This window comes from Cellulosimicrobium cellulans, assembly GCF_024124905.1.
GTDB classification, from domain to species: domain Bacteria; phylum Actinomycetota; class Actinomycetes; order Actinomycetales; family Cellulomonadaceae; genus Cellulosimicrobium; species Cellulosimicrobium cellulans_G.
Genome location: NZ_JAMXST010000003.1, coordinates 259246 through 283587 on the forward strand (window position 1 = coordinate 259246; position 24342 = coordinate 283587).

Genomic DNA, 24342 nt, shown 5'->3' on the forward strand with positions numbered 1-24342 from the left:
GCGGGCATTTGTCCTCTTCCGGACACGTCGGATTTGTTTACACCGCGGCCTTCCGCTGCCAGGCTTCCCCCGGACCGCCGGGTCGGGCTTCGTGCTGCCCGGCGTCCTACGTGCCGGGACGGTCCCGGCGCCGGTGACGGAGGGGGCCACATGGGCGCGCAGCCGGACGACCTGACCCTCGTGGACCTCGTCCACGAGCACGCACGCGAGCGGCCGGACCACGCGGCGGTCGTGGTCGTGCCGGAGGTGGGCGAGCGGCGCACCCTGACCTACGCCGAGCTCGACGCGCAGGCGGCGGCGCTCGCGGCCGACCTCGCGGACCGGCACGAGCAGGGCGACCGCGCCCTCGTGCTCTACTCGGCGACCGCGTCCTTCGTCGTCGGGATCGTGGCCTGCTTCTACGCGGGCCTGATCCCCGTCCCGTCACCGCTCCCGGGCGGGCAGGCGTACCAGCGCGAGCGCGTGCGCGGCATGCTCGTCGACTGCGACGCCGCCGTCGTGCTCGTCGACCCGACCGCCGCGAGCGAGACCACCGAGTGGGCCGAGCCGCTGCGGCGCGCCGACGGCGGCCCCGTCGTCGTGACCGTGGTCGACGGCGCCACGGGCGGCCCGTCCCGGCGCGGCCGCCCGGGCCCGCAGGACGTCGCGTTCCTGCAGTACACCTCCGGGTCCACGAGCAGCCCCAAGGGCGTCGTCGTCACGCACGCGAACGTCCTGCACCACCACGACGCCTTCTCGACGACCCTCGGCCTCGTCCCGGAGGACGTCTTCTGCAGCTGGCTGCCGGGGTACCACGACTTCGGCCTCGTCGGGATGCTGCTCGTCCCCCTGGGCCTCGGCGCGACGGCCGTCATCGTCCCCTCCACGGCCTTCCTCAAGCGCCCCGTCCGCTGGCTCTCCGCGATCACCGAGACCGGCGCGACCGTCACGGCCTCGCCGAACTTCGGCTACGACCAGTGCGCGCGGCGCGTGCGCGACGACCAGCTCGCCGAGCTCGACCTCACCCGCCTGCGCTGGGCGCTCGGCGGGGCCGAGCCGGTGGATCCCGCCGTCCTGGACGCCTTCACGCGCCGGTTCGAGCCCGTGGGCTTCCGCGGCTCGGCGCACGGCCCGGGGTACGGCCTCGCGGAGGCGACGCTGACGGCGACGTACCCGGACCGCCGGCTCCCGCTCGTCATCACCGCGGACGAGGCGGCGCTCGCCGACGGCCGCCTGGTCGTGCTCGAGGAGGCGTCGTTCCTCTCCGCGCTCCCGGACGCCGCGGCGCAGGGCCGGGGCAGCGTCCCGGGCGCGCGGCTCGTGTGCTGCGGCCTGCCGAGCGGCGTGGAGCTGCGCCTCGTCGACGACCAGGGCGTCGAGGTGCCCGACGGCGCGGTCGGGGAGGTCTGGCTGCGCGGCGGGACCGTCGCAGCCGGGTACTGGGGCGACGCGGCGGCGGGCGCGACGGCCGAGACGTTCGGCGCGGTCGCGGCCGACGGCACCGGCCCGTGGCTGCGGACCGGCGACCTCGGCGCGCTGCACCGCGGCCAACTCGTCGTCACGGGCCGGATCAAGGAGCTCCTCATCGTCGCGGGGCGCAACCTGTACCCCTACGACCTCGAGCGCGAGCTGCGCCGTCTGCACCCCGGGGCCGAGGGCCGTCCGGGCGCGGTGTTCGAGGCGGAGGGCCTGCCGGGCACGCTGTGCGCGGTCCAGGAGTTCCGCCCCACGCCGGGCGCGCGGCTCGACGGCGCGAGCGCCGAGGACGAGCTCGACGCCGTGGTGCGCCAGATGGCCTCCCACCTGGCGTCCGTCTCGGGCGCCGCCGTGCACGACGTCGTCCTCGTCCGTCCCGGCCAGGTGCCGCGGACCACGAGCGGCAAGATCCAGCGCGGTCGGGCGCGCGACCTGCACGGCGCGGGCGACCTCGCCGCGCTCCACTCCCTGCGCGCGTCCCGCGACCGCGCGCGCACCGAGCTCGCAGGGACCCGCTCATGACCGCACCGCTGCCCGACGCTCTCGACGACCTCGTGCTCCGCCACGTCGCCACCGCCCTGGGCGTCGCGCCCGCAGACGTCGACCCGGCGGGCGACCTCGCCGGGCTCGGGCTCGGCTCGGTCCAGGTCCTGGCGCTGCTGGGCGACCTGGAGGACGCGCTGGGCGTCGACCTGGACCCGGAGGCCGTCGTCGACAACCCGACGCCCCGGGCGCTCGCCGAGCACCTGCGCAGCGTCGTGGACGTTCCCGGGACGGCGGCATGACGACCCTCGTCGATGTCGGCGCGCACGTCCCCGCGACGCGCGTGCCCATCCGCGACCTGGCGGACGAGCTGGGGCTCGACCATCTCGAGCTGGGCGTGTTCGAGCGGTTCTTCGGGCTGCGCGAGGTGTGCACGGCGCCGGACGAGAGCCTCACCGACCTGCTCGTCGCCGCGGCGCGCGCCGTGCCCGGCCTCGCGGGGAACGAGCACCGCGTCCGGTACGTGCTGGGCGCGCGGACCATCGCGACCGTCGCCCCGGTCGGGGTCAACCCGCTGCACGACGCCGCGGACCGCCTCGGGCTCGACCACGCGGTCGTGTGGACCCTCACCCAGCACGCGTGCGCGTCCGCGCTGCTCGCGGTCGGCGTCGCGGGGCGCCTGCTCGCGGCCGACGGCGACCCGGGCGCGCTCGCGCTCGTCCTCACCGGGGAGAAGGCGTTCAGCCCCGGCTCCCGGCTCATCGAGGGCACGACCATCATGGGCGAGGGCACCGCGGCCGTCCTCGTCGGGGCCGACCCGACCGGGGTCTCGGCGCGCGCGGGCAGCCCCGTCCTCTCCTACGCGACGCGCACCCTGGGCGAGTACCACCAGGTCCCGCTCCCGGAGGACCTGGCCGCGCCGTTCGGCGTCGCGTACACCGAGGTGCTCGCGGAGGTCGTGGTCGAGGCCGTCGAGCGCGCGGGCCTGACGCTGGACGACCTCGCGCTCGTCCTGCCGCACAACGTGAACCGCGTGTCGTGGCGGCGCCTGTGCTCGCGCCTCGGGCTGCCGATCGCGCGCGTCCGGCTCGACGACGTGCCGGTGACGGGCCACTGCTTCGGCGCCGACTCGTTCATCGGCTACGCCGCCGCGCGCGCCGAAGGCCGACTGCGCCCCGGCGACCCGTTTCTCATGGTGGCGGTCGGGCTGGGCGCGACGTTCTCCGCCATGGTCCTGCGCTACGCGCCCCACGAGACGGAGGAGCCCGCATGACGGTCGAGCAGGTGGCGGAGGCCGCCGCCCAGGACGCTGCCCCGGACGCCCTGACGGGGGCCCCTCGCGAGCCGTTCCTCGCGCGGACCAAGCGCGCGCTCGCAGGCGCGCCCGACGCGCCGCTCGTGCTGCTCGGGAACTTCGAGGTCGAGGACGCGTGGGCGGTCGGGGAGGTCGGCCTGCCCTCGGTCGGGGGCGCGTCGGCGACGGCCGCGCTCGTCAACCGCATGGACGAGCTCGCGCTGCTCCTCGCCGGGCCGGACGACCACGTCGTGCTCAAGGCCGAGCCCGACCCGGACCACCTCGCCCACCTGGACGCGCTCGGCGTCGGGCTCCCGACCGTGCACGTCGCCGAGTCGAGCGACCCGCTGCGCACCGTCACGCTCGACGCGCTCGACTCGCCCGCCCTGCTCGCTCGCCTGGGCGACCTCGCGGCGGACGGCGTGCGCCTCCTCGCGCACGGGACGTCGTCGGCGGAGGAGGACCTCGCGGCCGCCACCGGCCTGCGCTCGGTGCTCACCGACGCCGCCACCACCAAGGCCGTCAACAGCAAGGTCTACAGCCGCGGGCTGTGCGACGAGCTCGGGATCGAGCAGGCGCGCGGCTGGGCGTGCCGGACCGTCGAGGACTTCGAGCGCGCGTGCGCCGAGGCGGCGCGGCTCGTCGCGGACGGCGCGACCGTGGGCGTCAAGGACGCGTACGGCGTCTCCGGCAAGGGGATCCTCGTCGTCGACGACCCGCGTCGCCTCGACCAGCTCGTGCGCATGGTCACGCGCCGGGCCGCGCGCTCGGGCGACGACCGCCTCGCCGTCGTCGTGGAGGTCTGGGCGGACAAGGCGACCGACCTCAACTACCACTTCACCGTCGCGCAGGACGGCTCGGTCGCGTTCGACTTCGTCAAGGAGGCGATCACCGAGGGCGGGGTCCACAAGGGCCACCGCATCCCGTCGCGCCTGCCCGCGGCGCAGGTCGACGCGCTGGCCGAGCTGTCGTCCCGGCTCGGGGCGCGCCTCGCCGCCGACGGGTTCCACGGTCTCGTCGGGGTCGACGCGCTCGTGCGCACGGACGGGTCGCTGCTGCCGGTCCTGGAGATCAACGCGCGCAGCAACATGTCCACGTACACCGTGCCGCTCCAGGAGCGGTTCCAGCCGGACGGGTGGGTCGCGCTCGCGCGCCAGTACCCGCTCGTGCTCGACGCCCCGCTGTCGTTCGCGGCGCTCCACGACGCCCTCGGCGACCTGCTCCCGGGCGCGGCCGGGCAGGCGGGGCTCGTCGTCCAGGGGACGGGCACGGTCAACGCCGGCGCGCCCGCCGCGGCCTCGGGCGGCACGTTCGCCGGCCGGCTGCACGGCCTCCTCGTCGCGCCCGACGAGGACGCCCTCACCCGCCTCGACCGCGCCGTGACGGAGCGGCTGACGGAACGGACCGCCCGGCGCCCGGCGCCGACGGCCGCGACCCCGACCGAAGGAGACCCCCGATGACCACGACCCCGAGCCGGCCGACGACGCCCGGGAGCGCGGACCTCGCCGCGGTCGCGGAGGAGTTCGGCACGCCCGTGTACGTGTACGACGGCGACGTGCTCGCCGCGAACTACCGCGCGCTGCGCGAGCGGCTGCACCCCGCTCTCGGGATCTTCTACTCGCTCAAGGCGAACCCGAACGTCAGCATCTGCGGGCTGCTGCACTCGCTCGGCGCGAACGCCGAGGTGTCCTCGCTCACCGAGCTGCGCACGGCGCTCGCGGCCGGCGTCGAGCCGCAGGACGTCCTGTTCCTCGGGCCGGGCAAGAGCCGGGACGAGCTCGTCGCGTGCCTCAACTCGGGCGTGCGCGCGATCATCGTCGAGTCGCTGCCGGAGCTCGCGCTGGTGGACGAGCTCGCGCGCGCGACGGGACGCCCCGCCCGCGTGGTGCTGCGCGTCAACCCGTCGTTCTCCGTCAAGGGCTCCGGGCTCACGATGGGCGGCAAGCCGCGCCAGTTCGGCATCGACGAGCAGCAGCTCCTCGACGCGCCGGACCTGTGCGCCGGGCTCACGACGGCCCGCGTCGTCGGGGTCCAGGTGTACATGGGCACGCGCATCCTCGACGAGGGCACGATCGTCGAGAACACGACGCGCATCTTCGAGCTCGCGGAGCGCCTCGCGGACCGGCTCGGCTTCCCGCTCGAGCTCGTCGACGTCGGCGGGGGCCTGGGCGTCGCGTACTTCGAGCGCGAGCGCGACCTCGACGTCGACGTCCTCACCGCGGCGCTCAACCCCGTGGTCGAGGCGTTCGTGCAGCGGCACCCCGCGACCGACCTCGTCATGGAGCTGGGGCGCTACCTCGTGGCGCTGTGCGGCACGTACGTCGCGCGCGTGCGCTACGTGAAGGAGTCGATGGGCGAGCGGTTCGCCGTCGCCGACGGCGGGACCAACCACCACATGGCGGCGGTCGGCATCGGCTCGTTCGTCAAGCGCAACTTCCCGATGCGCAAGGTGGGCCCGGCGACCGGCGCGGAGGACGTGCCGTGGAACGTCACGGGTCCGCTGTGCACGCCCAACGACACGATCGGCAAGGCCGTCCCGCTCCCGGCGGACCTCGCGGCCGGCGACCTCGTGGCCGTCGACCGCTCCGGCGCGTACGGCGCGACGGCGTCGCCCGTGCACTTCCTCAGCCACGGCTACCCCGCGGAGGTGCTGACGCTCGGCGACGAGTCGTTCCTCGTGCGGCACGCGGACACGCCCGACGACCTCCTGTCCCGCCAGGTCTTCCACGACCTCGGCGCGCGCGTCGCCCCCGCCGAGGCCGTCGCCGCCCCCTGACCCGCCGGCCGACCGGCCGCGACCCGCCACCCGCTCCCGCGGGCGCCCGACCCACCACCCCGGAGGAACATCGTGAGCACCAGCACGAACACCGAGTCCCAGGAGGCCCTCGGCCGCGAGCGCGTCGTCGGCGCGGTCGTCGAGGCGCTGTCGAGCGTCCTCGGGCGGCCGCTGCCCGACGTCACGGACGCGACCCGCCTGTTCGACGACCTCGACCTCGACTCGACGAGCGTCCTCGGCCTGCTCATGGCCCTCGAGGACTCGCTCGACATGGAGGTCGACCCGGAGTCGCTCGAGCAGCACCACCTCGAGACCGTGGGCTCGCTGACGGACTTCGTCGTCGAGCACTCGACCCGGAACTGACGTGTCGCTCGGGGGCAGCAGCGGGTCGTCGTCCGGCCCGGCGTCCTGGACGGGACCCGGCGGCGCCGCCCTGCGCGTGCGCGGCGTCGTGGACGTCCCGGTCGACGACCTCGTCCCGGTCGGGGACGGGACGCGCCGGTCGGTCGCCGAGGACCTGCGGTACGTGTACGGCGAGGACCAGCCGACCGACTGGCTCGAGAGCGGCCCGGGGCGGGACTACCCGACGATGATCCGCGCGGCGCGCGCCGCGCTGGGCGACCGGGGCCTGCTCGAGGACGTGCGCCTCGTCGTCCTCGTCGTCACCACCCCGGACCTGCAGCACGAGCGCCTGCTCGGCGGGTTCGTCGCCGACCTGTTCGACGACCGGCCGTACACGTTCTGCGTGACCGAGCAAGGGCTGGCCGGACCGTTCACGGCCCTGCGCCTCGCGCACGAGGAGCTCGCGCACGGCGGCCCCACGGGCACCGGGCTCGGGGGCGACGCCCTGGTCCTCGTCCTGGAGCAGTGCACGCTGCCCCCGACGGCGACGCGTGTCCCCGCGCGCGACCGGGTCGTCGCGCTCGTCGTGGGCCACGGCGGCGCGGGCCGGCCGGTCGAGGCGCTGTCGGTCGCGCGGGCACCGCGCGGCCCCCGGCCGGACGCGGCGGAGTCGCCCCGCGACGGTGCTCCCGCGTCGGCCGGGGAGAGCGCCCCGGCACCGGGCGCCCGGCGCGTCGTGCTCGGCGTCGACATGGACCCGGGCGACGTACCCGATCTCGACGGCGTCGTGCTGCGCGCCGACCCGGGCGCGGCGGCGACGGGCGTCTGGGAGGTCCTCGCCGCGTGCGACGACGTCTCTGACGCGCCGGTCGCGCTGCACGAGCGGTGCCTCGAGCTGGGGTACCGCTGCTCCCTCGTCCTCGGCCCGCGTCCCGTCGAGGCGTCCCCGGACGTCGACGACCTGTCCCGAGAGGCGGTGCTCGCATGAGCACGGACGTCGTCGCCCCCGCCCCTGTCGGGGCGGGCGTGCTGCCCGAGGAGGGCACCGTGGACGGCCCCGCCGACCTCCGCGCCGTCGCGCGCGAACGTGGCGCGGTCGCGGCGCTCACCGCGCTCGGGGGTCTGCTGCCCGTCGCGGCGCTGCCGGGCGAGTGCGTCCTGCTGCCCGACGACGTCCCGCCGCCGGACGGGTGGGCGCGGGTCGGCGAGGTGGCGTCGGACGTCGGCACGCTGCGCGTGTGGCGGGCGCCCCGCGCCGCCGTGGCACCCGGGTCGGCCGCGCCCGCAGCCAGGGAACCCGGACCTGCCGCACCCGCCACCGACGGGGGCGCCGCGGCCCGCGCGGCCGACGCCGCCTGGCGGGTCGGGGTCGCGTGGGTTCGGACCGGGCTGTGCGAGCGCCTGACGGACCGGGCCGTGGAGCGGCTGCGGGGCCGCACGGTCGGCGGTACGGCGACGGTGAACCTGCCGCCCGTCCGCCTCGTGCTCGCGGACGCGGCGCTCGCGCACCTCGAGGCGCAGGCGCTCCTGGGCGGGGTCGCGGCGGGGGACGCCGCCGCCGGGTCGCCCGACCGCGGGCCCGCGGTCTCCGGGACGTCGCTCGCGCGCGTCACCGCGGTCCTCGACCGCTCGTCGCGCGCCGTCCACAACCTGTTCGGCGCGGCGGGGTACGTCGACGGCGACGCCGCGCGGCTCGCGCGCACGATCGACCTGCTCGGCCACGCGAGCGGGACGCTGCCGGGCCGCGACACCGAGACACCTCACGGCCGGGAGGGCCAGGACGCATGAGCACCGTCGACCTCGTCGCGCTGCGCGACCACCTGCGGCCCGTGGGCGCCGCGCTCCGCGAGCACGCCCTCGCGATCGACGCCGACCCCGCCGCGCTCCAGGTGCTCCTGGACTCCGGCGCCCTGCCGTACCGGCAGCTCGGCGGGTTCCCGCCCGGCTACCTCGACGACCCGCTGCGTGTGCGGGGCGTGCCGGTGCACGTGCGCACGTGCGTGGAGCGCGTGGTCGTGGCCGAGGCGCTCGCGTGGGGCGACGCGTCCGTCGTCGTCGGGGCGCCGGGGCCGTCCATGTCCGGGGTCGTCGTGGACGATCTCGCGGACGACGAGCAGCGCGACCGCTTCTACCGTCGCGTGGCGCAGCCGGGCACGTGGACGTTCTTCGGCCTCACCGAGCCCGAACGCGGCTCGGACGCGGCGGCGCTGGAGACCGCGGTCGCCGAGGCCGACGGCGCTCCCGTGCTGCGGGGCCACAAGAAGTACGTGGGCAACGTGGCGCGCGCGAGCCTCGGCGTCGTGTTCGCCCGGCACCGCCCGGGCCCGCTGGGCGTCGGCGTCTACCTGGTCGACACCGACCGGCCGGGCTTCGACGCCGCGCCGCTCGTGACGACCGGGATGCGCGCCGTGCAGCTCGGCGAGGTGCGGCTGCACGACGTGCCGCTGCTCGCCCAGGACACGCTCGGGCGGCACCTGTCGCCGTCGCGCCGCGGTCTCCTCGGGGCCGTGCGCACCTTCAACCGGCTGCGCCCCGTCGTCGCGTCGCTCGCCGTGGGCGTCACGCAGGCGGCGCTCGACCACGTGCGCGCCGAGCGGTCGTCGTTCACCGCCGACGAGCGGTGGCGCCTGGAGACCTTCGACGACCGGCTCCACGCCGCGCGCGCTCTCGTGCTCCAGGCCGCGCGTGCCGCCGACGCCGACCCCGCGGACGGGACGCTGCCGGCGGCGGCCAAGGCCACCGCCCTCGACCTCGCCGAGGAGGTCACGCACGCGGTGCCGCCGCTGCTCGGCCCGGGTGCGCGGTGGGAGCACCCGTACCTCGACAAGCTGGTCCGCGACGTGCCCGGCCTGGAGATGATGGAGGGCACGCGGACCGTGCAGCGGCTCACCCTCGCGCAGGGCTGGTTGCAGGGCAGGGCACGGCATGCCGAGCTCGTCTAGGGAGGCGGCCGCGACCCCGGTCGCGACCGCCTCGCCGCGACCGGAGGCGCTGCCGCCCGTGGCGCCGCCACCGTCCGCGGGGCCGACGGTCGGGGCACTGCGCCGTCGCGTCGTCCGCCTCGCCGCCCCGATCTGCGCGGCCCTGGTCGTGGGGGCGCTCGCACAGCTCGTCATCGCCGCGCTGCTGGGGCACATGGGCGACGACGCGCTCTACGTCCGGTCGCTCTTCATCCCCGTGACGTTCCTCGTCCTCGCCGTCCAGGAGGGCCTCGACGTCTCGACCCAGGTCGGCTTCGCGCGCCTGCACGGGTCCCGGGGCCGGGGCGAGGGGTCCGACGCCGAGGACGGCGGCGGGGCCGGCGCGGGAGAGGACGGCGGCGCGGCCGTCGTCCCGACGTCGGCCACCGCGGCGCTGCTGGGGCGGTTCGTGGCGGCGGGTGCGGCCGTGCTCGGCGGGGTCGCCCTGCTGGTGGTCCTGGCCGCGCCGGCGCTCGCCGACGTGCTGTCCGTGCCCGCGCCGCTCGTCGCCGAGTTCGTCGCGTTCGCCCGCTGGACCGTGGTCGCGAGCGTGCTGTCCGTCCCGACGGCGGTCGCGGCCGCCGCGCTGCGCGGGTGGGCGCGCACCGGGGCGTCGGCGACCGTGGCGCTGCTCGTCGCGGGGCTCCAGGTGCTCGTCGTGTGGCTCGTCGGGCTCGTGGGCGGGTTCGGCGTGCTCGCGGTCCCGGTCGCGATCACGGGCTCCACGCTCGTCGGCGCCTGCGTCGCCTGGGCGCTCCTCGTGCGCGCCCGCCTCCTCCCGCGGCCGGGTCACGTCCCCGGCCTGCGCCGCGTGCTCGCCCTGCGCCACCACCCGGCGCCGCAGCGGGTGGCCGCGTGGTGGCGACGGGTGCTCCGGGCGCTGCCCGCCGGCTCGTGGACGACGCCGACCCCACCTCCGCCTCCGACCCAGTCCTCCGCGGCGCCGGCCTCGGTCGCGGCACCGTCCGCCCCGGTGGACGCTGTGCCGTCCGCCCCGCCGGGCGCTGCGCCGTCCGACCCGCTCTCCATCCCGCCGGCCGCCGAGCCGACGATGCCGGCCGTTCCTCCTGAGGGAGCGGGAGACGAGCGGGTCGACGTGCGCGGGCTGCTCCTCGGCGTCGGCCTGCCGGTCGGCCTGTCCTACCTGCTCCTCACGGTGACGAACCTCGTCATGGTGTGGGTCCTCGGGCCGTCGGGCACGGACGTCGTCGCGGGGTTCGGCGGTGCCGCGACGGTCCAGACGCTCGTGATCGTGCCGGCGATCGGGCTCGCCGCGGCGGTGAGCATCGTCATGAACCAGCAGTGGGGCGCGGGCGAGCTCCGGCTGCTGCCGCGCACGCTGCGCGCGGGCACGGTCGTCGTCGCGGGCGTGTACGTGGTCGTGGGGGCGCTCGTCCTCCTGACCGCGCCGTTCGTCGCGGGCCGGCTCTCCGCGGACCCGGACGTCGCCGCGCAGGCGGCGCTCTACCTGCGGGTCGTCGGCCCGTCGTACGCGGGCGTCGGGCTCGTGCTCTTCCTCCTGACCCTGCTCGAACAGCTCGGGTACGGGCGCGTCGCCGTGACCCTCAACGTGCTCTACCACGCCGTCTCGCTCGGCGTCGGCGGCGTCCTCGCGCGCGCGGGCGGGGGACCGGCCGCGCTGTACGCGACGATCGCGGTGACGAACGTCGTCGGCCTCGTCGTCATGCTTCCCGTCGCGGTGCGCCTGGTCCGGCGGCGCGCGACGGCCGAGCCGGCCGAGCAGGCCGGCGCGGCCGTGGAGGTCGCGTCGTGACCGCGCGGGGGACGACGCCGCCTGTCCAGGACGCGCCGGACCGCACCGCACCGGTCCGCGACGTGCCGGGAACGGGCGCGGCCCCGCGTGCGGCGGCCGGTCCGGGCTCGGAGGCACCGGAGCCCGTGCTCAGCGTCGTCGTCATGCACCACCCGGCGCGGGGCGACGTGTCGGACCTGGTCGCGGCGTGCGCGCCGCTCGACGTGCGGGTCGTCGAGGACCCCGAGCCGGACGGCCCGCCCAGCCCGCTGCGCACCGCGAAGCGCGCGTGGGCCGCCGTGGCGCCCGGTGCGACGCACCACCTCGTGCTCCAGGACGACGTCGCCCCGGTCCCCGGGTTCGCCGAGCTCGTGCTGCGGGCCGTGCGCGCGCGGGACCGGCACGCCGTCGCGCTCTACTCGAACTGGAACAGCCCGCGCAACGCCTACCTCGTGCGCGCCGCGGCCGTCGCCGGGCAGGCGTGGGCGCCGCTCGGGCACGACGAGTGGGTGCCCACGCTCGGACTCGTCCTCCCCGCGGACGGCGCGCTGCGCCTCGCCGCGCACCTCGCGACGCTGCCCGACGACGAGCGCGACGACGACGAGGCCGTCGTGACCTTCTGCGCGCGCGAGGGCTACCCCGTCGTCGCGACGCTGCCGCACCTGCTGGAGCACGGCGACGGCCCGAGCCTCGCGGGCAACGACGCGCACGGGGCCCGGCACGCGACCGTCCCGGCGGGCGACGCCGTCGACCCGGACGCGTGGGACCGGCCCGGCCTCGACCGCGAGCCGTCGCGCTCACCGGCGACCCTCCGGCCGGTCGCGGTCACGCTCGAACGCTCCCGCTGCACGCTGCGCGTGCTCCGTCCGGGCACCGGCGAACCGCTCGAGCACCCGTTCGGCTGGGGCTGGGACGCGTGGTCGTGGTGGCTCGGCGTCGACCCGGCGGCCGTCGCGCACGACGTGACGGCGCTCGTCGCGGGCGCCTCCCCGGCGCTCGGCCGGGTCTCGCGCGACGCGCTCGTCGAGCTCGGCGCGGCGTGCTGGCTGCTGGGCCACGACGTCGCCCGCACGGACTGGCCGCCGCCGGCCGGTCCCGACGCCTCGGCGCACCGGGCCGCCGCGGTCCGGACGTGGGTGCTCTCCGGCCTCCTCCCCGCCGACCGCCCGGAACACCTGGTCGACGAGCTCGTCGCCTTCGCCCTCGACGCGCTGCTCACGGGCTCGTCATGGACCGGCACCCCGTCGAACCCGGGGTTACGGGCGGGTTCGGCGCCGGGGTCGCCCACAACCCCGGGTTCGGCACCCGCTGGCGGGGTGGGGGTGCGCGACGGCGCGGTGGGGGTCGCGGTCGACCGGGCCGTGCTTGCCGCCGCTCGGCTCCTCGGGGAGCGCGACGCCGAGGTCGTGTGCCGGGCGGCGGGTCCGGCGGTGCCGGTGCGCGTCGTCGTGCACGACTGCGCGGCGTGCGGCGCGCGCGCCGAGGACGCGGTGCGGCGCCTGACCGCGCAGGTCGACCTCGACGGCGCCGCCGAGCACCGGGTCGCCGGGACCGGCGAGGACCGTGTCGCCGGGACCGGCGAGGACCGTGCCGCCGGGGCCGACGGCGCCGCGGGCGGGGGCGGGACGCCCTCCGGCCCGTCCGACCGTCCCGCGCCACCCCTGGCACCCGAGGCGTCTGATGCGCCTGACGCACGCGAGGCACGCGAGGCGCCCGACGGCGCGGACGGCCCGGGCGGCCGGGCCGTCGTCGAGATCCTCGCGTGCGAGCACGTCGAGCCGCGCGGGCTCCTCGGCGTCGAACCCGGCGGGCGTCACGTCTCGCGCGGGCTGTGGGTGGCGCGCAGGGCGGTCCTCGCACCGCCGGGCGCGACGACGCGCGAGCCGCACCGCACGACGGCGCCCCTGTCCCCCGCCGCGCACGGCACCGTGGCGGAGGCACTGGTGACGCTCACCGATGCCGATGCGGCGCACCTCACCGTGGCGGACGTCCTGGTGGCGCTCGTCGACGCCGACGCCGCGCACGTGCTGCCGGTCGTCGCGCGCGCGGACGGTGACGCACCGGGCCGGCCGAGCCCGGCCACGCTGGGGCTGCAGCACATGCCCGGGCTCGCGCAGCGGTACGCCGACCTCCATGCGGAGGCGCGGCTCGCGCGCGCGGTGGAGCTGCTGTGAACGCGGCCCCGACCGGTGCGTCGGCGCCCGCGTCGACCGGCGTGTGGGCGTGGCGCGGCGCTGCCCTGCTGCTCGACCTCGACGGGACGCTCGTCGACTCCTCGGCCGCGATCGAGCGGCACACGCTCGCGTGGGCGGCCCGGCTCGGGCTCGACGGCGACGCGGTGGTCGCGGCGTCGCACGGCCGCCGCGACGTCGAGGTGGTCCGCCTCGTGGCGCCGGGTGCCGACGTCGCGCGCGAGGTCGAGTGGCTGCACCGCATCTCGTGCGACGACACCGAGGGGGTCGTCGCGGTGCCCGGCGCGGCGGACCTGCTGGACGGCCTGGACCCGCGCGCCTGGACGGTCGTGACGTCGGCGGCGCGCGAGGTCGCGCTCGCGCGCCTGACCGCCGCCGGGCTGCCCGTGCCGGCGCGGTTCGTGTGCGCGGAGGACGTGGAGCGGGGCAAGCCCGACCCGGAGGGCTTCCTCGCGGGGGCGCGGCTGCTCGGCGTCGACCCGCGGCGCTGTCTCGTCCTCGAGGACTCCGCCGCGGGGGTCGCCGCCGGCCGGGGCGCGACGGCGACGGTGCTCGCCGTCGGCCCGGACGACGTCCCCGGCGCGCACCACGGCGTCGCGGACCTACGCCCGGTCGTCGCGCGCGCGGTCGACCGCCGGGTGGAGGTCGTCGTGACGACGCGCGGCACGGGCGCGTTCGGGAGCGCGGCCGAGGGAGCGCTCGACGACGGCCTGCCGGAGTTCGTCGCATGAGCGCGGTCGATCCCGAGCCGGAGGTCGAGCTGTGGTTCGTCACCACGACCCCGCCCCCCGCCGAGCACGACACGAGTGTCGTTCTGGGCTCCATTCCGACCGCCAGGTCGTGCTCGACGGCGGGTGACGTCGTGCTCGACGCCTGGGTGCTGGACGTGGTGGAGCGTGACCGTGCTCGTCGCCTCGCCTCGCCCGCCGACGCCGCGCGGTACGTGCGCGCGCACGTCGCCGCGCGCGAGATCCTTGCGGCGCGTACGGGCCTGTCGCCCGCGGACGTGCGCTGGGAGGTGGGGCCGCACGGGAAGCCGGGCCCCGTCGTCGGGCAGCGCTGGAACCTCAGCCGCAGCGGCGACCACGCGCTCGTGGCGCTCGCCGGGACGGACGTGGGCGTCGACGTGCAGGTGCGCGACCCGCGCGTCGACGTCCACCGCCTCGCCGCGCGGTTCCTGGTGCCGGGGGACGCGCGGTCGGACGCGGACGGGGACCCGTGGCGCCGGTTCTCCCGGCTGGAGGCGTGCGCCAAGGCGGTCGGCGGGCGACTGCTCGACGTGCTCGGGCTCGACGTCCGCGCCCCCGGTCTCGTCCGGGCCGACCGCGGCCCGTGGCGCGGGCAGGAGTGGTGGGTGAGCGACGTGGCGGCACCCGGGGACGCCGTCGCGGCGTGCGCGACGCCGGGGCCGCGGCCGCACGCCCTCCGTACCCGGGTCCGGGGCGCGGAGCATCCGTCGCCCCCGCTGCGTCCGGGCGTGGGAGGTGCGGGGTGAGGGTCGTGCACCGTGTCGAGGTGAACGGGCGAGCGGGCGCGGGACCCGCGACGTGGGGCCAGACGGCGATCCGGCGGGCGCTCGCCGCCCTGGAGCCGCTGGACCACCAGTTCAACCTCGTGTGGGGCGGCCCGCTCGACGCGCCCGTGCCGACCGAGGCCGCGACCGCCGTCGTGCGCGGGCTCGTGGAGCGGCACGACTCGCTGCGCACGCGGATCCACCCGAGCGGGGACGGTTACGTCCAGGAGCTGTGCGGGGTCGGGACGGTCGAGGTCGTCGAGGAGCGCGTGCCCGACGTGGCGGACGTCGCCGCGCACGGCGCGCGGCTGCGCGACGAGCTCTGGGGCCGCGCGTTCGACTACCCGGCCGAGCTGCCCGTGCGGGTCGGTCTCGTGACGGTGGACGGCGCGGTGCACCACACCGTGCTCGTCGTCGCGCACACCGCGCTCGACGGCTGGGGGCTGCCCGTGCTCGACGGCGACCTCACGGCGCTCGCGGCGGGGGCCACGCTGCCGGACGTCGCGGCGTGGACGCCGCTCGACGAGGCGGCCTGGCAGACCTCGGACGAGGGTCGGCGGCACGACGCCGCCGCGCGCGCACGCACCCTGCGCACCATGCGCGCGGCCCCGACGCAGGTCTTCGCGCCGCGCCCCGCCGAGGCCCTCGACGGGGGGCCGCGGTACCGGCAGACGGTCCTGCGGTCGCGACGCCTGGGGCCTGCGGCCGAGCGGGTGGCGGCGCGCTGGCGCACGAGCGCGTCCGGCGTCCTGCTCGCGGCGTCGTGCCAGGCGCTCGCCGCCGCCGCGGGCCGGGACGACCTTGCGCTGCAGGTCATGGTGAGCAACCGCTTCCGCCGGGAGCTCGCGACGGCCGTCGTGACGACGGCGATGGAGGGCCTGGTGCACGTCGACCGTCTCGACGCGCCGTTCGACGAGGTGGGCGCGCGGGTCTGGCGCGCGGCGATGACGGCGTACCGGTCGGCGTACTACGACAAGGACCGGCTCCAGGCAGAGGCCGCGGCCGACCCGTCGACCGCCCACGACGGCACCTGCTGGTACAACGACCGCCGCGGCACCGGACCCGACCGGACCCTGCGCGCCCGCCCCACGCCGTCGCGGCGGCTCGCGCGCGCCGACACGTCCGACGAGCAGGGCGGCGTCACCCTCACGCTGCACCTCGTCGACGCCCCGGGCGGGGGCATCGACGTCGTCCTCACCGCCGACACGACGCGCGTGGACGACGCGACGGCGGAGCAGGTCGTGCGCGACGTCGAGCGCTGCGTGCTCGATGCGTCGCGCGCGGGGAGCCCCGGCGGGACGGTCACGCGCCGGTAGCGCCGCCCGGCGCGGCGAGCGCGCGGACGACGAGGGCCTGCGCGAGCGTCCCGAACGGCCCGTCCACGTCGTGGAGCGTGCTGTGCGTGACACCGGAACCTGTGGGGCCGAAGACGACCGAGGTGTCCAGGCCGACCCAGCCGCCCAGCGGCGCGCGGAAGAGGTGGGCCGTGAGGTCGACGTTGGGGAAGGCGACCTCCCGCGGGTCCGCGCGCACGGCCATGCCGTTGGCGGCGTCGAGCAGCGCTGCGGTGCGCGCGAGCGGCCCCACCTCCTCGTCGGCGACGAGCGGGACGTCGGTGCGCACCCAGACCGTCGCGCGGCCCGGCTCGACCGCGGTGCGGCGGACCTCGACGGAGTCGATGAAGCCGCCGGGCCAGACGGTCGCGGGGTCCCACTCCGCCGTCTCGTCCGGGCCGGGTACCGGGTCCGGCGCCCCGCCGGCGAGGTCGGCGGTGTCGCCCGTCCGCACGAGCCACGCCCGGAGCGAGACGGCGCAGCGCCCCGCGCACCAGAGCGTCGCCTCGACGAGCTCCACGCCCCGCCCTGGGCGCACCACGCGGACCCGAGTCTCCACGTCGCCGATCGGGAACACGCCCCAGATGTCGTAGGCGAGGCGAGACGCCGCGAGGTCGTCGCGCCCCCGGGCGACGCGGTCGGTCTCGACGACGTGCGCGAGCAGCCCGAGCGCGGGCGCCACGTGCTGCTCGTCGGTGCGCCACGCCCCGCCGACGTGCGGGCTCGCGCGGAACGTCGTCGGGCCGGTGCGGAAGAAGTACGCCATCGTGCTCCTCGGTGGGGGTGGTCGCTCGGCTCTGCGAGCGGGTGACCCCACGAGTGTGCCCCGGTGCGACGGTGGCCGGTGCCCGTCGGCGGCACCGACACGTCCGAGAGGCGACCACGGGGGCGAGGTCGAGCCGTTCCGTCGACCTGAGAGGATCCGACCATGAGCGCGCCGATCCTCGACTCCCCGCTCCCGATCGTCGCCGCGCCGATGGCCGGCGGCCCGACGACGGTGGCGCTGTCGACCGCCGTCGCGTCCGCCGGAGGGTTCCCGTTCCTCGCCGGTGGCTACACGACGCCCGAGGCGCTGGCGGCCCAGATCGAGCCGCTCCGCGCCACGGGGCACGCCTTCGGGGTCAACCTGTTCGTGCCGTCGCGCGACGTCGTCGACCCGGACGCGCTCGCCGCCTACGCCGCCGAGCTCGCGCCGGAGGCGGACGCGCTCGGGGTCGTGCTCGACCCGACGCCCGTCGCCGACGACGACCGCTGGGAGGAGAAGCTCGCGCTCCTGCTCGCGCGGCCGGTGCCGGTGGTGTCCCTGACGTTCGGGCTGCCCGACCGGGCCGCGGTCGCCGCCCTCCGCGCCGTCGGGACCCGGGTGCTCGCCAGCGTCACCGCTCCCTCCGAGGCGAGGCTCGCGCGCGACGTCGGAGTCGACGGGCTCGTGGTCCAGGGCTCCGACGCGGGCGGCCACAGCGCCGTCCACGACCCCGGCCGGGACCCGGAGCCCGTCGCGACGACCGAGCTCGTCCGGCGGGTGCGGCGCGAGGTGGACCTGCCGGTCGTGGCCGCCGGTGGCGTCGACGGACCCGGGGCGGCGCGTGCGCTCCTCGACGCCGGGGCGCAGGCCGTGGCCGTGGGCACGCTGCTGCTGCGGACCGACGAGGCGGGCACGTCGCCCACCTACCGTCGCGCCCTCGCCGACCCCGCCTTCACCGAGACGGTCCTGACCCGGGCGTTCACCGGCCGGCCGGCCCGGGCGCTGCGCAACGGCTTCGTCGAGCGCCACCGGGGGAGCGCACCCGTCGCCTACCCCGCGGTGCACCACCTGACCCGGGGGCTGCGGCAGGCGGCCGCGGCGGCGGGCGACGCCGACCGCCTGCACCTGTGGGCGGGGACCGGCTACCGGAACGCGTCGGACGGGCGGGCGGCCGACGTCGTGCGGGCGCTCGCGGGCGTCTGAGCGGACGGGTCGGCGGCCGGACCTCAGGGGTCGCCGAGCGCGGCGCGGGCCGCGCGCGCGACGGCGGTCGCCAGGCGGTCGAGAGACGTGGAGTGCAGCCGCCACTGCTGCCAGTGCTGCGGCACGTCCATCGCCCGGGCGTCGTCGAAGCCCACGAGGCGTCCCGCGCGCTCGGCCCGGGCGCTCTGGAGGTCGGGGAGCATGCCCCACCCCATGCCGAGCTCGATCGCGCGGCGGAACTCGTTCGACGCGGGGACGTGGTGGCGGGGCGGGTCGATCACTGCCCCCGCCGCTGTCCCGACCGCCTCCTGGGCGCGCAGCCGCAGGTAGCGCTCCTGGAGGTCGTCCTTGCGGTCGAACGCGAGGACGGGCGCGCGGGAGAGCGCGACGGCGGTCGGGCCCTCGGGGAACCAGCGCGCGGCGAACGCGGGGCTCGCCATGGGGCGGTAGCGCATCCGGCCCAGCAGGGTCGAGCGGCAGCCGGGGACGGCCTCGGCGACCGACGTCACCGCCGCGACGGCCGTGCCGTCGCGCAGCAGGCCGATCGAGTGCTCCTCGTCCTCGCGCAGCACCTCGAGCCGGGCCCACCCCGACGCCTCGACGAGCGCCGGCAGCGCCCAGGTGGTCAGGGCGTCACCGGAGACGACGAGCGTGACCTCGGGCAGCGGCACGGCGGCATCGTCGGTGTCGGCCGGGTCGTCCGGCCGCCCCGCGGACCCGATCCCCAGCTCCGCGAGCACGTCCGCCTGCTGCAGCGCGAGGTGGCGCGCGTGCCGGACGAGAACCTGGCCCGGCGGTGTGAGCTCGGCGGGCTTCCCGCGCCGCACGAGCACCTGGCCCACCGCCGACTCGAGCGCGCGCACGCGCTGGCTCACGGCGGACGGGGTGACCCCGAGCCGCTGGGCGGCGGCCTCGAACGTCCCGGCGGCGGCGATCGCGTCGAGCGTCCGGAGCTGGTCGGGCTGGAGGTCCACCATGAAGCAGATCTTAGGGAAGTGCAGAATCTTTCGCTGTACTTCATCGGTCCGCGTACCTACCGTCGAGGGCGTGCTCGCCGCTCTCTCGCCCCTCGCCGCCGGTCTGGCCGCCGGGCTGTCCCTCATCGTCGCGATCGGGGCGCAGAACGCGTTCGTCCTGCGCCAAGGCCTGCGCCGCGAGCACGTCCTGCCCGTCGTGCTCGTCTGTGCGCTCTCCGACCTCGTCCTCATCGCCGCCGGGACGGCCGGGCTCGGCGCGCTCGTGACCGGCGCGCCCGCGCTGCTCACCGCGGTGCGGTGGGGCGGTGGCGCGTTCCTCCTCACGCTCGCGGTCCTCGCCGCCCGCCGCGCCCTGCGACCCGGCGGTCTCGACGCAGCGTCCGGCGAGGTGTCGGGCGCCGGCGCGACGAGCGCCCGCTCCGCCGTCGGGACGTCGCTCGCCCTCACGTGGCTCAACCCGCACGTCTACCTCGACACCGTGCTGCTCCTCGGGTCGCTCGCAGCGGGCTACGCCGCCGCGCACGCCGGGGGAGCGGGCGACCCCGACGCCGCCCGCTGGCTCTTCGGGGCAGGCGCGATGGTCGCGAGCATCGCCTGGTTCACCGCGCTCGGCTTCGGCGCACGCCTGCTCGCACCCGTGTTCGCCAGGCCCGGCGCGTGGCGCGTGCTCGACGGCGCGATCGCCGTCGTCATGGCGACGATCGGGGTGTCGCTCCTGCTCGGTGGCTGAGGCGGCGCGTCCTCAGGACGTCGCCCAGGCCCCCAGCTCGTTGCCGCTCGGGTCGAGGAAGTGGAACCGTCGGCCGCCGGGGAACGCGTACGGGCCCTCGACCACCTGGCCGCCCGCGCCCTGCACGGCGGCGAGCGTCGCGTCGAGGTCCGCGGAGAACAGCAGCACGAGCGGCCCGCCCCGCGAGACGTCGGCCGCCTCCGCCAGGCGCAGCCCGCCCGCCTCGTCCGCACCCGACTCCGCGGCGGTGCGGATCCCCGCGTACCCGGGGCCGTAGGGGACGAACTCCCAGCCGAAGGCCGCGCCGTAGAACGCCTGCGCCGCCGCGAGGTCGGTCACGGGGAGCTCGACGTAGTCGATCGAGTGGTGGATGCCGTGCGCGTGGGTGCTCATCCGGGCATCGTCGCGCGGGCCACCCACAGGGACGCGGCCTCGGTCAGCGGTCGGCGACCACGACGAACAGGGTGACCGACGCGAAGAACGCCGCGGTCGTGAGGTGCGCGACCCAGCGCTCGTACGCGTCCGGGTCGAGGTACCCGGCCTCCCGCGCGCGCCGGGCGACGCGCCCGAGACCCAGCACGGCGTCGGCCTCGCCGACGTCCCGGAAGACGGCCGTGACCGGGACGACCCGGCGGACCGAGAGCCCCGAACGCGCGGCGAGCGCGGGGAGCTGCCGGCCCGTCCACGCGTTGCGTACCACCTCCTCGACCACGTACGCCTGGTACGCGTGCGTCGTCGCGCGGTCCGGCCCGTCGATCGCGAGGGTTCCCCAGTCCGGCTCCGCGAGCACGGCCCGCCCGCCCGGGCGGAGCACGCGAGCGATCTCGTCGACGGCGCGGCCGGGGTCCGCGACGTGCTGGAGCACGCGGTCCGTGTGGGCGCGGTCGACGCTCCCGGTGTCGAGGTCGAGCTCGTGGGCGTCGCCCGTCCGTACCGTGACGTTGCGGGTCCCCGCCACGCGCTCGCGCGCCGCCTCGACCGCTTCGACGTCGTGGTCGATCCCCACGACCAGCCCGTCGGCGCCGACCGCCGCGCTGAAGGCGAGGAGGTCGGCACCGGGGCCGCACCCGACGTCGACCACGGTGTGGCCGTCCGCCAGGGCGAGCCCCGCGGTCACCATCGCCTTGTAGTCGCGCCCGAGGTCGGACGCCGCCAGGCGCATCAGGTAGTCGTCCGGTCGGGTGGCCTCGAAGATGTCCGTCATCCGACGATTCTCGGCTCTCGTCGGCGGCGTCGGCGGGACAGAACGGCAGGATCCGGGACGGAGACCGTGAAGGGGCCGAACCGTCGCCGAAGGGGTCACGGATCCATGACCCTGGTCGACGGACCCGCGGGCGGCGACCGGTCAGGTGAGGTGGTCGAAGTCGCCGCGGACCCAGGCGGCGTGCCGCTGCGCGGAGCGGAGCACGACCTGCCGCGCGTCGGCGGGGACGACGCCCTCGAAGTTGTTGTACAGCCGCTCGAACGGGCGTCGCGCTACGTGCTCGGCGACGCGCAGCACGACGGCGGCGGACAGCGGGATGCGGTTGGGGTAGGACCGCATGAAGCTGACGGACGTCCGGTCCGGGTTGGCGAAGATCGTGTCGCCGGACAGCAGCACGCCCCGGCCCTCCGCGCCGGCCGCCCAGTGCACGACGGCGCTCCCGGGGAAGTGGCCGCCCGGCTGCGACAGGACGACGCCGGGCAGCAGCTCACGCTCGCCGGTCCAGGTCTCGATGACCGGGTCGGGGCGGGCGACCCAGTGCGCGTCCGCCTCGGCGACGAGCACCGGGACGCCACCGAGGGCGCGGCTCCACGCGACCTGGACGCCGAACATGTGGGGGTGGCTCGCCGCGATCGCGACGACCGGGCCGAGCGCGCGCACCTGCTCGACGGCGTCGTCGTCCACGTAGCCGGGCGGGTCCCACAGGAGGTTGCCCGCCGGGGTGCGCACGATCTTGGCCTGCTGGCCGATGCCGACGCTCGGCTCGCTCGACAGGCCGAACAGGTCGGGCTCGAGCTCCTCCAGCACGAGGCGCTCGCCGGCCGCGGCGAGCTCGGCGAGCGTGGTCCACGCCTGCCCGGTCGCGGGGACCCACTGGCGCTCGTCCGCGCAGATGGCGCACACGTCGGGTCGCTCGGCGTGCTCGACCGCGCACGTGCGGCAGATCCACCACTCCTCGCGGGATGCTGGAGCGTCGGGCGCGAGGGGCTCGGGGGACGGCGTCGTCGTCATGGGCACAGGTCTACCGTGACCCGCCGACACGCGTCGCCCGTCACCCGGCACCCGGGCGCCGACGCACCAGGGCATCCGGCACCTGCGAGACTGGCCGGCCATGATCGCCACCGTCCTCGTCGCGCACCCCTGGCTGTCGCCGCTCGCCCTCCTCGTCCTCGTCGTGGCGGGTCCGCTCGTGGGCGCGTGGCTGGCGGGCCGCCGACCGCTCGCGTGGGTGCTGTTCGGCGTCTCGCTGCTCCCGGTGCTCCTGCTGACCCTCGTGCCGGTCGACCGCGAGCTCTTCGCGGTGTGCACCGTGAGCTGGTCGCTGCCGACCCCGGGTCGGGTCGAGCTCCTCGCGAACGTGGTGCTGTTCGTGCCGCCGGTGCTGCTCGCCGCGGTCGCGCTGGGCAGGCCCCTCGCCGCGCTCCTCGGCGGCGTCGTCGCCTCCGCGCTCGTCGAGGTGGTCCAGGCGCTCGTCCCGGCGCTCGGGCGGTCGTGCGACACGAACGACTGGCTCTCCAACTCGATCGGGGCGCTGCTCGGCGCGGTCCTCGCCGTGGTCGCGCTCCGGCTCGCGGCCCGCCGGGAGCGCGCGACGAACCCGGGCTCGGTCCCCACCGCGCGCCGGTCCTGAGGAGCGATCCCGGGATCGACGACGGACCGGGCTCCGACACGACCGTGGGAACGCTTCCACCGACGGCCCTCCGCGGGTTAGCGTGGTGCTCCGGGCGCCGCCCGTCATCGCCGACCGGACCGCTCAGGAGCTCGCCATGCCGCCCACCACGCTCGACGACGTCGCCGCGGCGGCCCGCGTCTCGCGGTCCACGGCCTCGCGCGTCGTGCGCGGCACGGGCCCCGTCTCCGACGCGGCGCGCCGTGCCGTCCTCGCCGCCGTCGAGGAGCTCGGGTACGTCCCGCACCCCGGTGCGCGGTCGCTCGCGAGCGGGCGCGGCGAGCGCGTCGTGGTCGCGGTCGGGTCGCCGTCCGCCGACCTGCTGGGCGACCCCTACGTCGCGCGCGTCGTCGCGGCGGCCAGCCGCGCGGCCGACACCCAGGGCGTCGGCGTGGCGCTGCGCTGGCTCGGGCGCGACCCGCGCGACGAGCTGGCCCGCCTCGCGCGCGACCCCGGCGTGGGCGGCGTGCTGCTCGTCGACTACTCGGCCGAGGTGCTCGCGAGCGTGCCGCGCACGCTGCTCTCCCGCGTGGCGGCGATCGGCCCCGCCGACGGGCGCGTGCCCTCGTACGACGTCGACGCCGCCGCGGGGATCGCCGCGCTGGTCGAGCACGTGCTCGCCGAGGGTCGGCGCGACGTCGTCATGCTCACCGGCCCCGGCTGGCTCCCCGGCGCACGGCGCGCGGTCGAGGCGTACGACGCCGTCGTGCGCGCGGCCGGGCTCCCGCACCGCGTCGTGGCCGCCGACCTCACGTCCCTCGCGGGCGCGGAGGCGGCGCGCGAGGCCCGCCGGCGCTGGCCCGCCGTCGACGCGCTCGTCGCGATGAGCGACACGCTCGCCGTCGGCGCGATGCGCGCGCTCGCGGAGGACGGCGTCCGCGTGCCCGACGACGTCGCCGTCACCGGGTTCGACGACCAGCCCTTCGCGGCGCAGGCCGGCCCGGGCCTGACGACCGCGACCCATCCCGTCGAGCGGATCGCGGCCGCGGCGACGGCAGCCCTGCTGGACCGCCGCCGGCGCGACGACGAGCGCACGTTCCCGTCCGTCGTCGTCCGCCGCACGAGCGCCTGAGCGGAACCGCGGGCAGACGTCGGATCCGGTCGTCGGCGCGGAGCCCGCGGCGCGCGCAGTAGGGTCGGCTCGCGCCGCCGACGGGCGGCCTCACGAGCACCCGGGGGGAACCATGACGCTGCAGCCCGACCTGCCCACCGCCGGTACGCCGGTCCCGCCGGTCCCGAGCCCGACCCGGCGTCGAGGGCGCCTGGTCCTCGTCGTCTCGCTCGTCCTCGTCCTCGTCGTCGCCGCCGCGCTCGTCGTCTACCTCACCGTCCGCCCGCGCCTCGCCCGCGAGGCGAACATCGAGGACGTGGCGACGGCGTTCGAGGCCTGCGATCTCGACTTCACGGGCGCGACCCTCGACCGGGACAACGGGTCGATCGACTTCGGCGCGGTGGAGGCGGCGACGGGGCCCGGCGGGTTGGGCACGACCTGGGACGACGTCGAGTGCGTGGGCGACGCGCTCGGGATGCCGGCCGAGCACCTCTCCCGGCTCCAGGAGCCGGGCAGCGGGTTCGACACGGAGGAGCTCCGGTGGGACGTGTACATGGTGCTGCGCCTCCAGGGTGACGGGGACACCCACGTGTCGCTGTACCACGACTGGCAGGCGCCCGCCTACGGCGACTGAGGGCCGCGGCCCAGCGCCGGGAGCCGA

At 77.2% G+C, this 24342-nt stretch carries 24 protein-coding genes; 19 read left to right on the top strand and 5 right to left on the bottom strand.

The window, feature by feature from the left end; genetic code table 11:
• Positions 1–150: 150 nt before the first annotated feature.
• The 14 genes from NHH00_RS09905 (at position 151) to NHH00_RS09970 (ending at position 16084) form a co-directional block, all read left to right on the top strand.
• On the top strand, positions 151–1977 hold the full coding sequence (locus NHH00_RS09905; RefSeq protein WP_253051679.1) for a fatty acyl-AMP ligase: 1827 nt from the start codon (positions 151–153) through the stop codon (positions 1975–1977).
• A complete protein-coding gene (locus NHH00_RS09910; protein WP_253051680.1) occupies positions 1974–2240 on the top strand; it encodes an acyl carrier protein in 267 nt (88 codons plus the stop codon). The genes NHH00_RS09905 and NHH00_RS09910 overlap by 4 nt, the downstream gene beginning before the upstream one ends.
• A complete protein-coding gene (locus NHH00_RS09915) occupies positions 2237–3211 on the top strand; it encodes a 3-oxoacyl-[acyl-carrier-protein] synthase III C-terminal domain-containing protein (protein WP_253051681.1) in 975 nt (324 codons plus the stop codon). Before NHH00_RS09910 ends, NHH00_RS09915 begins: the two co-directional genes overlap by 4 nt.
• Positions 3208–4692, top strand: coding sequence for a preATP grasp domain-containing protein (locus tag NHH00_RS09920; protein ID WP_253051682.1), 1485 nt, complete (start codon positions 3208–3210; stop codon positions 4690–4692). The genes NHH00_RS09915 and NHH00_RS09920 overlap by 4 nt, the downstream gene beginning before the upstream one ends.
• Positions 4689–6008, top strand: coding sequence for a type III PLP-dependent enzyme (locus NHH00_RS09925; RefSeq protein WP_253051683.1), 1320 nt, complete (start codon positions 4689–4691; stop codon positions 6006–6008). The genes NHH00_RS09920 and NHH00_RS09925 overlap by 4 nt, the downstream gene beginning before the upstream one ends.
• Before the next feature lie 72 nt (positions 6009–6080).
• Positions 6081–6371, top strand: a complete 291-nt coding sequence (locus NHH00_RS09930; protein WP_253051684.1) for an acyl carrier protein — start codon at positions 6081–6083, stop codon at positions 6369–6371.
• A 1-nt stretch (position 6372) separates the two neighbouring features.
• Positions 6373–7338: a hypothetical protein gene (locus NHH00_RS09935; RefSeq protein WP_253051685.1), complete on the top strand. Its 966-nt coding sequence runs from the start codon at positions 6373–6375 to the stop codon at positions 7336–7338.
• Entirely contained in the window at positions 7335–8138 is an 804-nt protein-coding gene (locus NHH00_RS09940) for an acyl-CoA dehydrogenase family protein (protein ID WP_253051686.1), read from the top strand. The genes NHH00_RS09935 and NHH00_RS09940 overlap by 4 nt, the downstream gene beginning before the upstream one ends.
• The gene (locus NHH00_RS09945) at positions 8135–9292 is read left to right on the top strand and encodes an acyl-CoA dehydrogenase family protein (RefSeq protein WP_253051687.1); all 1158 of its coding nucleotides are present in this window, start codon (positions 8135–8137) and stop codon (positions 9290–9292) included. The genes NHH00_RS09940 and NHH00_RS09945 overlap by 4 nt, the downstream gene beginning before the upstream one ends.
• A complete protein-coding gene (locus NHH00_RS09950; RefSeq protein ID WP_253051688.1) occupies positions 9276–11084 on the top strand; it encodes an MATE family efflux transporter in 1809 nt (602 codons plus the stop codon). Before NHH00_RS09945 ends, NHH00_RS09950 begins: the two co-directional genes overlap by 17 nt.
• Complete coding sequence (locus tag NHH00_RS09955) at positions 11081–13237, top strand: hypothetical protein (RefSeq protein WP_253051689.1); 2157 nt, start codon at positions 11081–11083, stop codon at positions 13235–13237. The genes NHH00_RS09950 and NHH00_RS09955 overlap by 4 nt, the downstream gene beginning before the upstream one ends.
• Positions 13234–13986, top strand: coding sequence for an HAD-IA family hydrolase (locus NHH00_RS09960; protein WP_253051690.1), 753 nt, complete (start codon positions 13234–13236; stop codon positions 13984–13986). The genes NHH00_RS09955 and NHH00_RS09960 overlap by 4 nt, the downstream gene beginning before the upstream one ends.
• Positions 13983–14750 carry a 4'-phosphopantetheinyl transferase family protein gene (locus NHH00_RS09965; protein WP_253051691.1) on the top strand — a complete coding sequence of 256 codons (768 nt, stop codon included), beginning with the start codon at positions 13983–13985 and terminating at the stop codon, positions 14748–14750. Before NHH00_RS09960 ends, NHH00_RS09965 begins: the two co-directional genes overlap by 4 nt.
• 20 nt (positions 14751–14770) lie before the next feature.
• Positions 14771–16084, top strand: a complete 1314-nt coding sequence (locus NHH00_RS09970; RefSeq protein ID WP_253051692.1) for a condensation domain-containing protein — start codon at positions 14771–14773, stop codon at positions 16082–16084.
• On the opposite strand, the gene NHH00_RS09975 is transcribed toward NHH00_RS09970, so the two are convergent.
• The gene (locus tag NHH00_RS09975) at positions 16071–16868 is read right to left on the bottom strand and encodes a thioesterase family protein (RefSeq protein ID WP_253051693.1); all 798 of its coding nucleotides are present in this window, start codon (positions 16866–16868) and stop codon (positions 16071–16073) included. The two genes, NHH00_RS09970 and NHH00_RS09975, sit on opposite strands and share 14 nt — an antisense overlap.
• Positions 16869–17030: 162 nt before the next feature.
• On the opposite strand from NHH00_RS09975, the gene NHH00_RS09980 reads away from it, so the two are divergent.
• Positions 17031–18050, top strand: coding sequence for an NAD(P)H-dependent flavin oxidoreductase (locus NHH00_RS09980; protein ID WP_253051694.1), 1020 nt, complete (start codon positions 17031–17033; stop codon positions 18048–18050).
• A 23-nt stretch (positions 18051–18073) separates the two neighbouring features.
• Here the strand turns inward: NHH00_RS09980 and NHH00_RS09985 are convergent, their stop codons facing one another.
• The gene (locus NHH00_RS09985; RefSeq protein ID WP_253051695.1) at positions 18074–19027 is read right to left on the bottom strand and encodes an ArgP/LysG family DNA-binding transcriptional regulator; all 954 of its coding nucleotides are present in this window, start codon (positions 19025–19027) and stop codon (positions 18074–18076) included.
• A 70-nt stretch (positions 19028–19097) separates the two neighbouring features.
• Here NHH00_RS09985 and NHH00_RS09990 point away from each other — a divergent pair, with 70 nt between their 5' ends.
• Entirely contained in the window at positions 19098–19757 is a 660-nt protein-coding gene (locus NHH00_RS09990; RefSeq protein WP_253051696.1) for a LysE/ArgO family amino acid transporter, read from the top strand.
• A gap of 12 nt (positions 19758–19769) precedes the next feature.
• On the opposite strand, the gene NHH00_RS09995 is transcribed toward NHH00_RS09990, so the two are convergent.
• The 3 genes from NHH00_RS09995 to NHH00_RS10005 all read right to left on the bottom strand — a co-directional run bounded on the left by NHH00_RS09995 (position 19770) and on the right by NHH00_RS10005 (position 21972).
• A complete protein-coding gene (locus tag NHH00_RS09995) occupies positions 19770–20150 on the bottom strand; it encodes a VOC family protein (RefSeq protein WP_253051697.1) in 381 nt (126 codons plus the stop codon).
• Between the two features lie 43 nt (positions 20151–20193).
• Positions 20194–20961, bottom strand: a complete 768-nt coding sequence (locus NHH00_RS10000) for a methyltransferase domain-containing protein (RefSeq protein ID WP_253051698.1) — start codon at positions 20959–20961, stop codon at positions 20194–20196.
• Between the two features lie 141 nt (positions 20962–21102).
• Positions 21103–21972, bottom strand: coding sequence for an MBL fold metallo-hydrolase (locus NHH00_RS10005; protein ID WP_253051699.1), 870 nt, complete (start codon positions 21970–21972; stop codon positions 21103–21105).
• Between the two features lie 100 nt (positions 21973–22072).
• Here NHH00_RS10005 and NHH00_RS10010 point away from each other — a divergent pair, with 100 nt between their 5' ends.
• The 3 genes from NHH00_RS10010 (at position 22073) to NHH00_RS10020 (ending at position 24315) form a co-directional block, all read left to right on the top strand.
• Entirely contained in the window at positions 22073–22591 is a 519-nt protein-coding gene (locus NHH00_RS10010) for a VanZ family protein (protein ID WP_253051700.1), read from the top strand.
• Between the two features lie 136 nt (positions 22592–22727).
• Positions 22728–23702, top strand: a complete 975-nt coding sequence (locus tag NHH00_RS10015; RefSeq protein WP_253051701.1) for a LacI family DNA-binding transcriptional regulator — start codon at positions 22728–22730, stop codon at positions 23700–23702.
• A gap of 112 nt (positions 23703–23814) precedes the next feature.
• Positions 23815–24315, top strand: coding sequence for a hypothetical protein (locus NHH00_RS10020; protein WP_253051702.1), 501 nt, complete (start codon positions 23815–23817; stop codon positions 24313–24315).
• Positions 24316–24342: the final 27 nt, after the last annotated feature.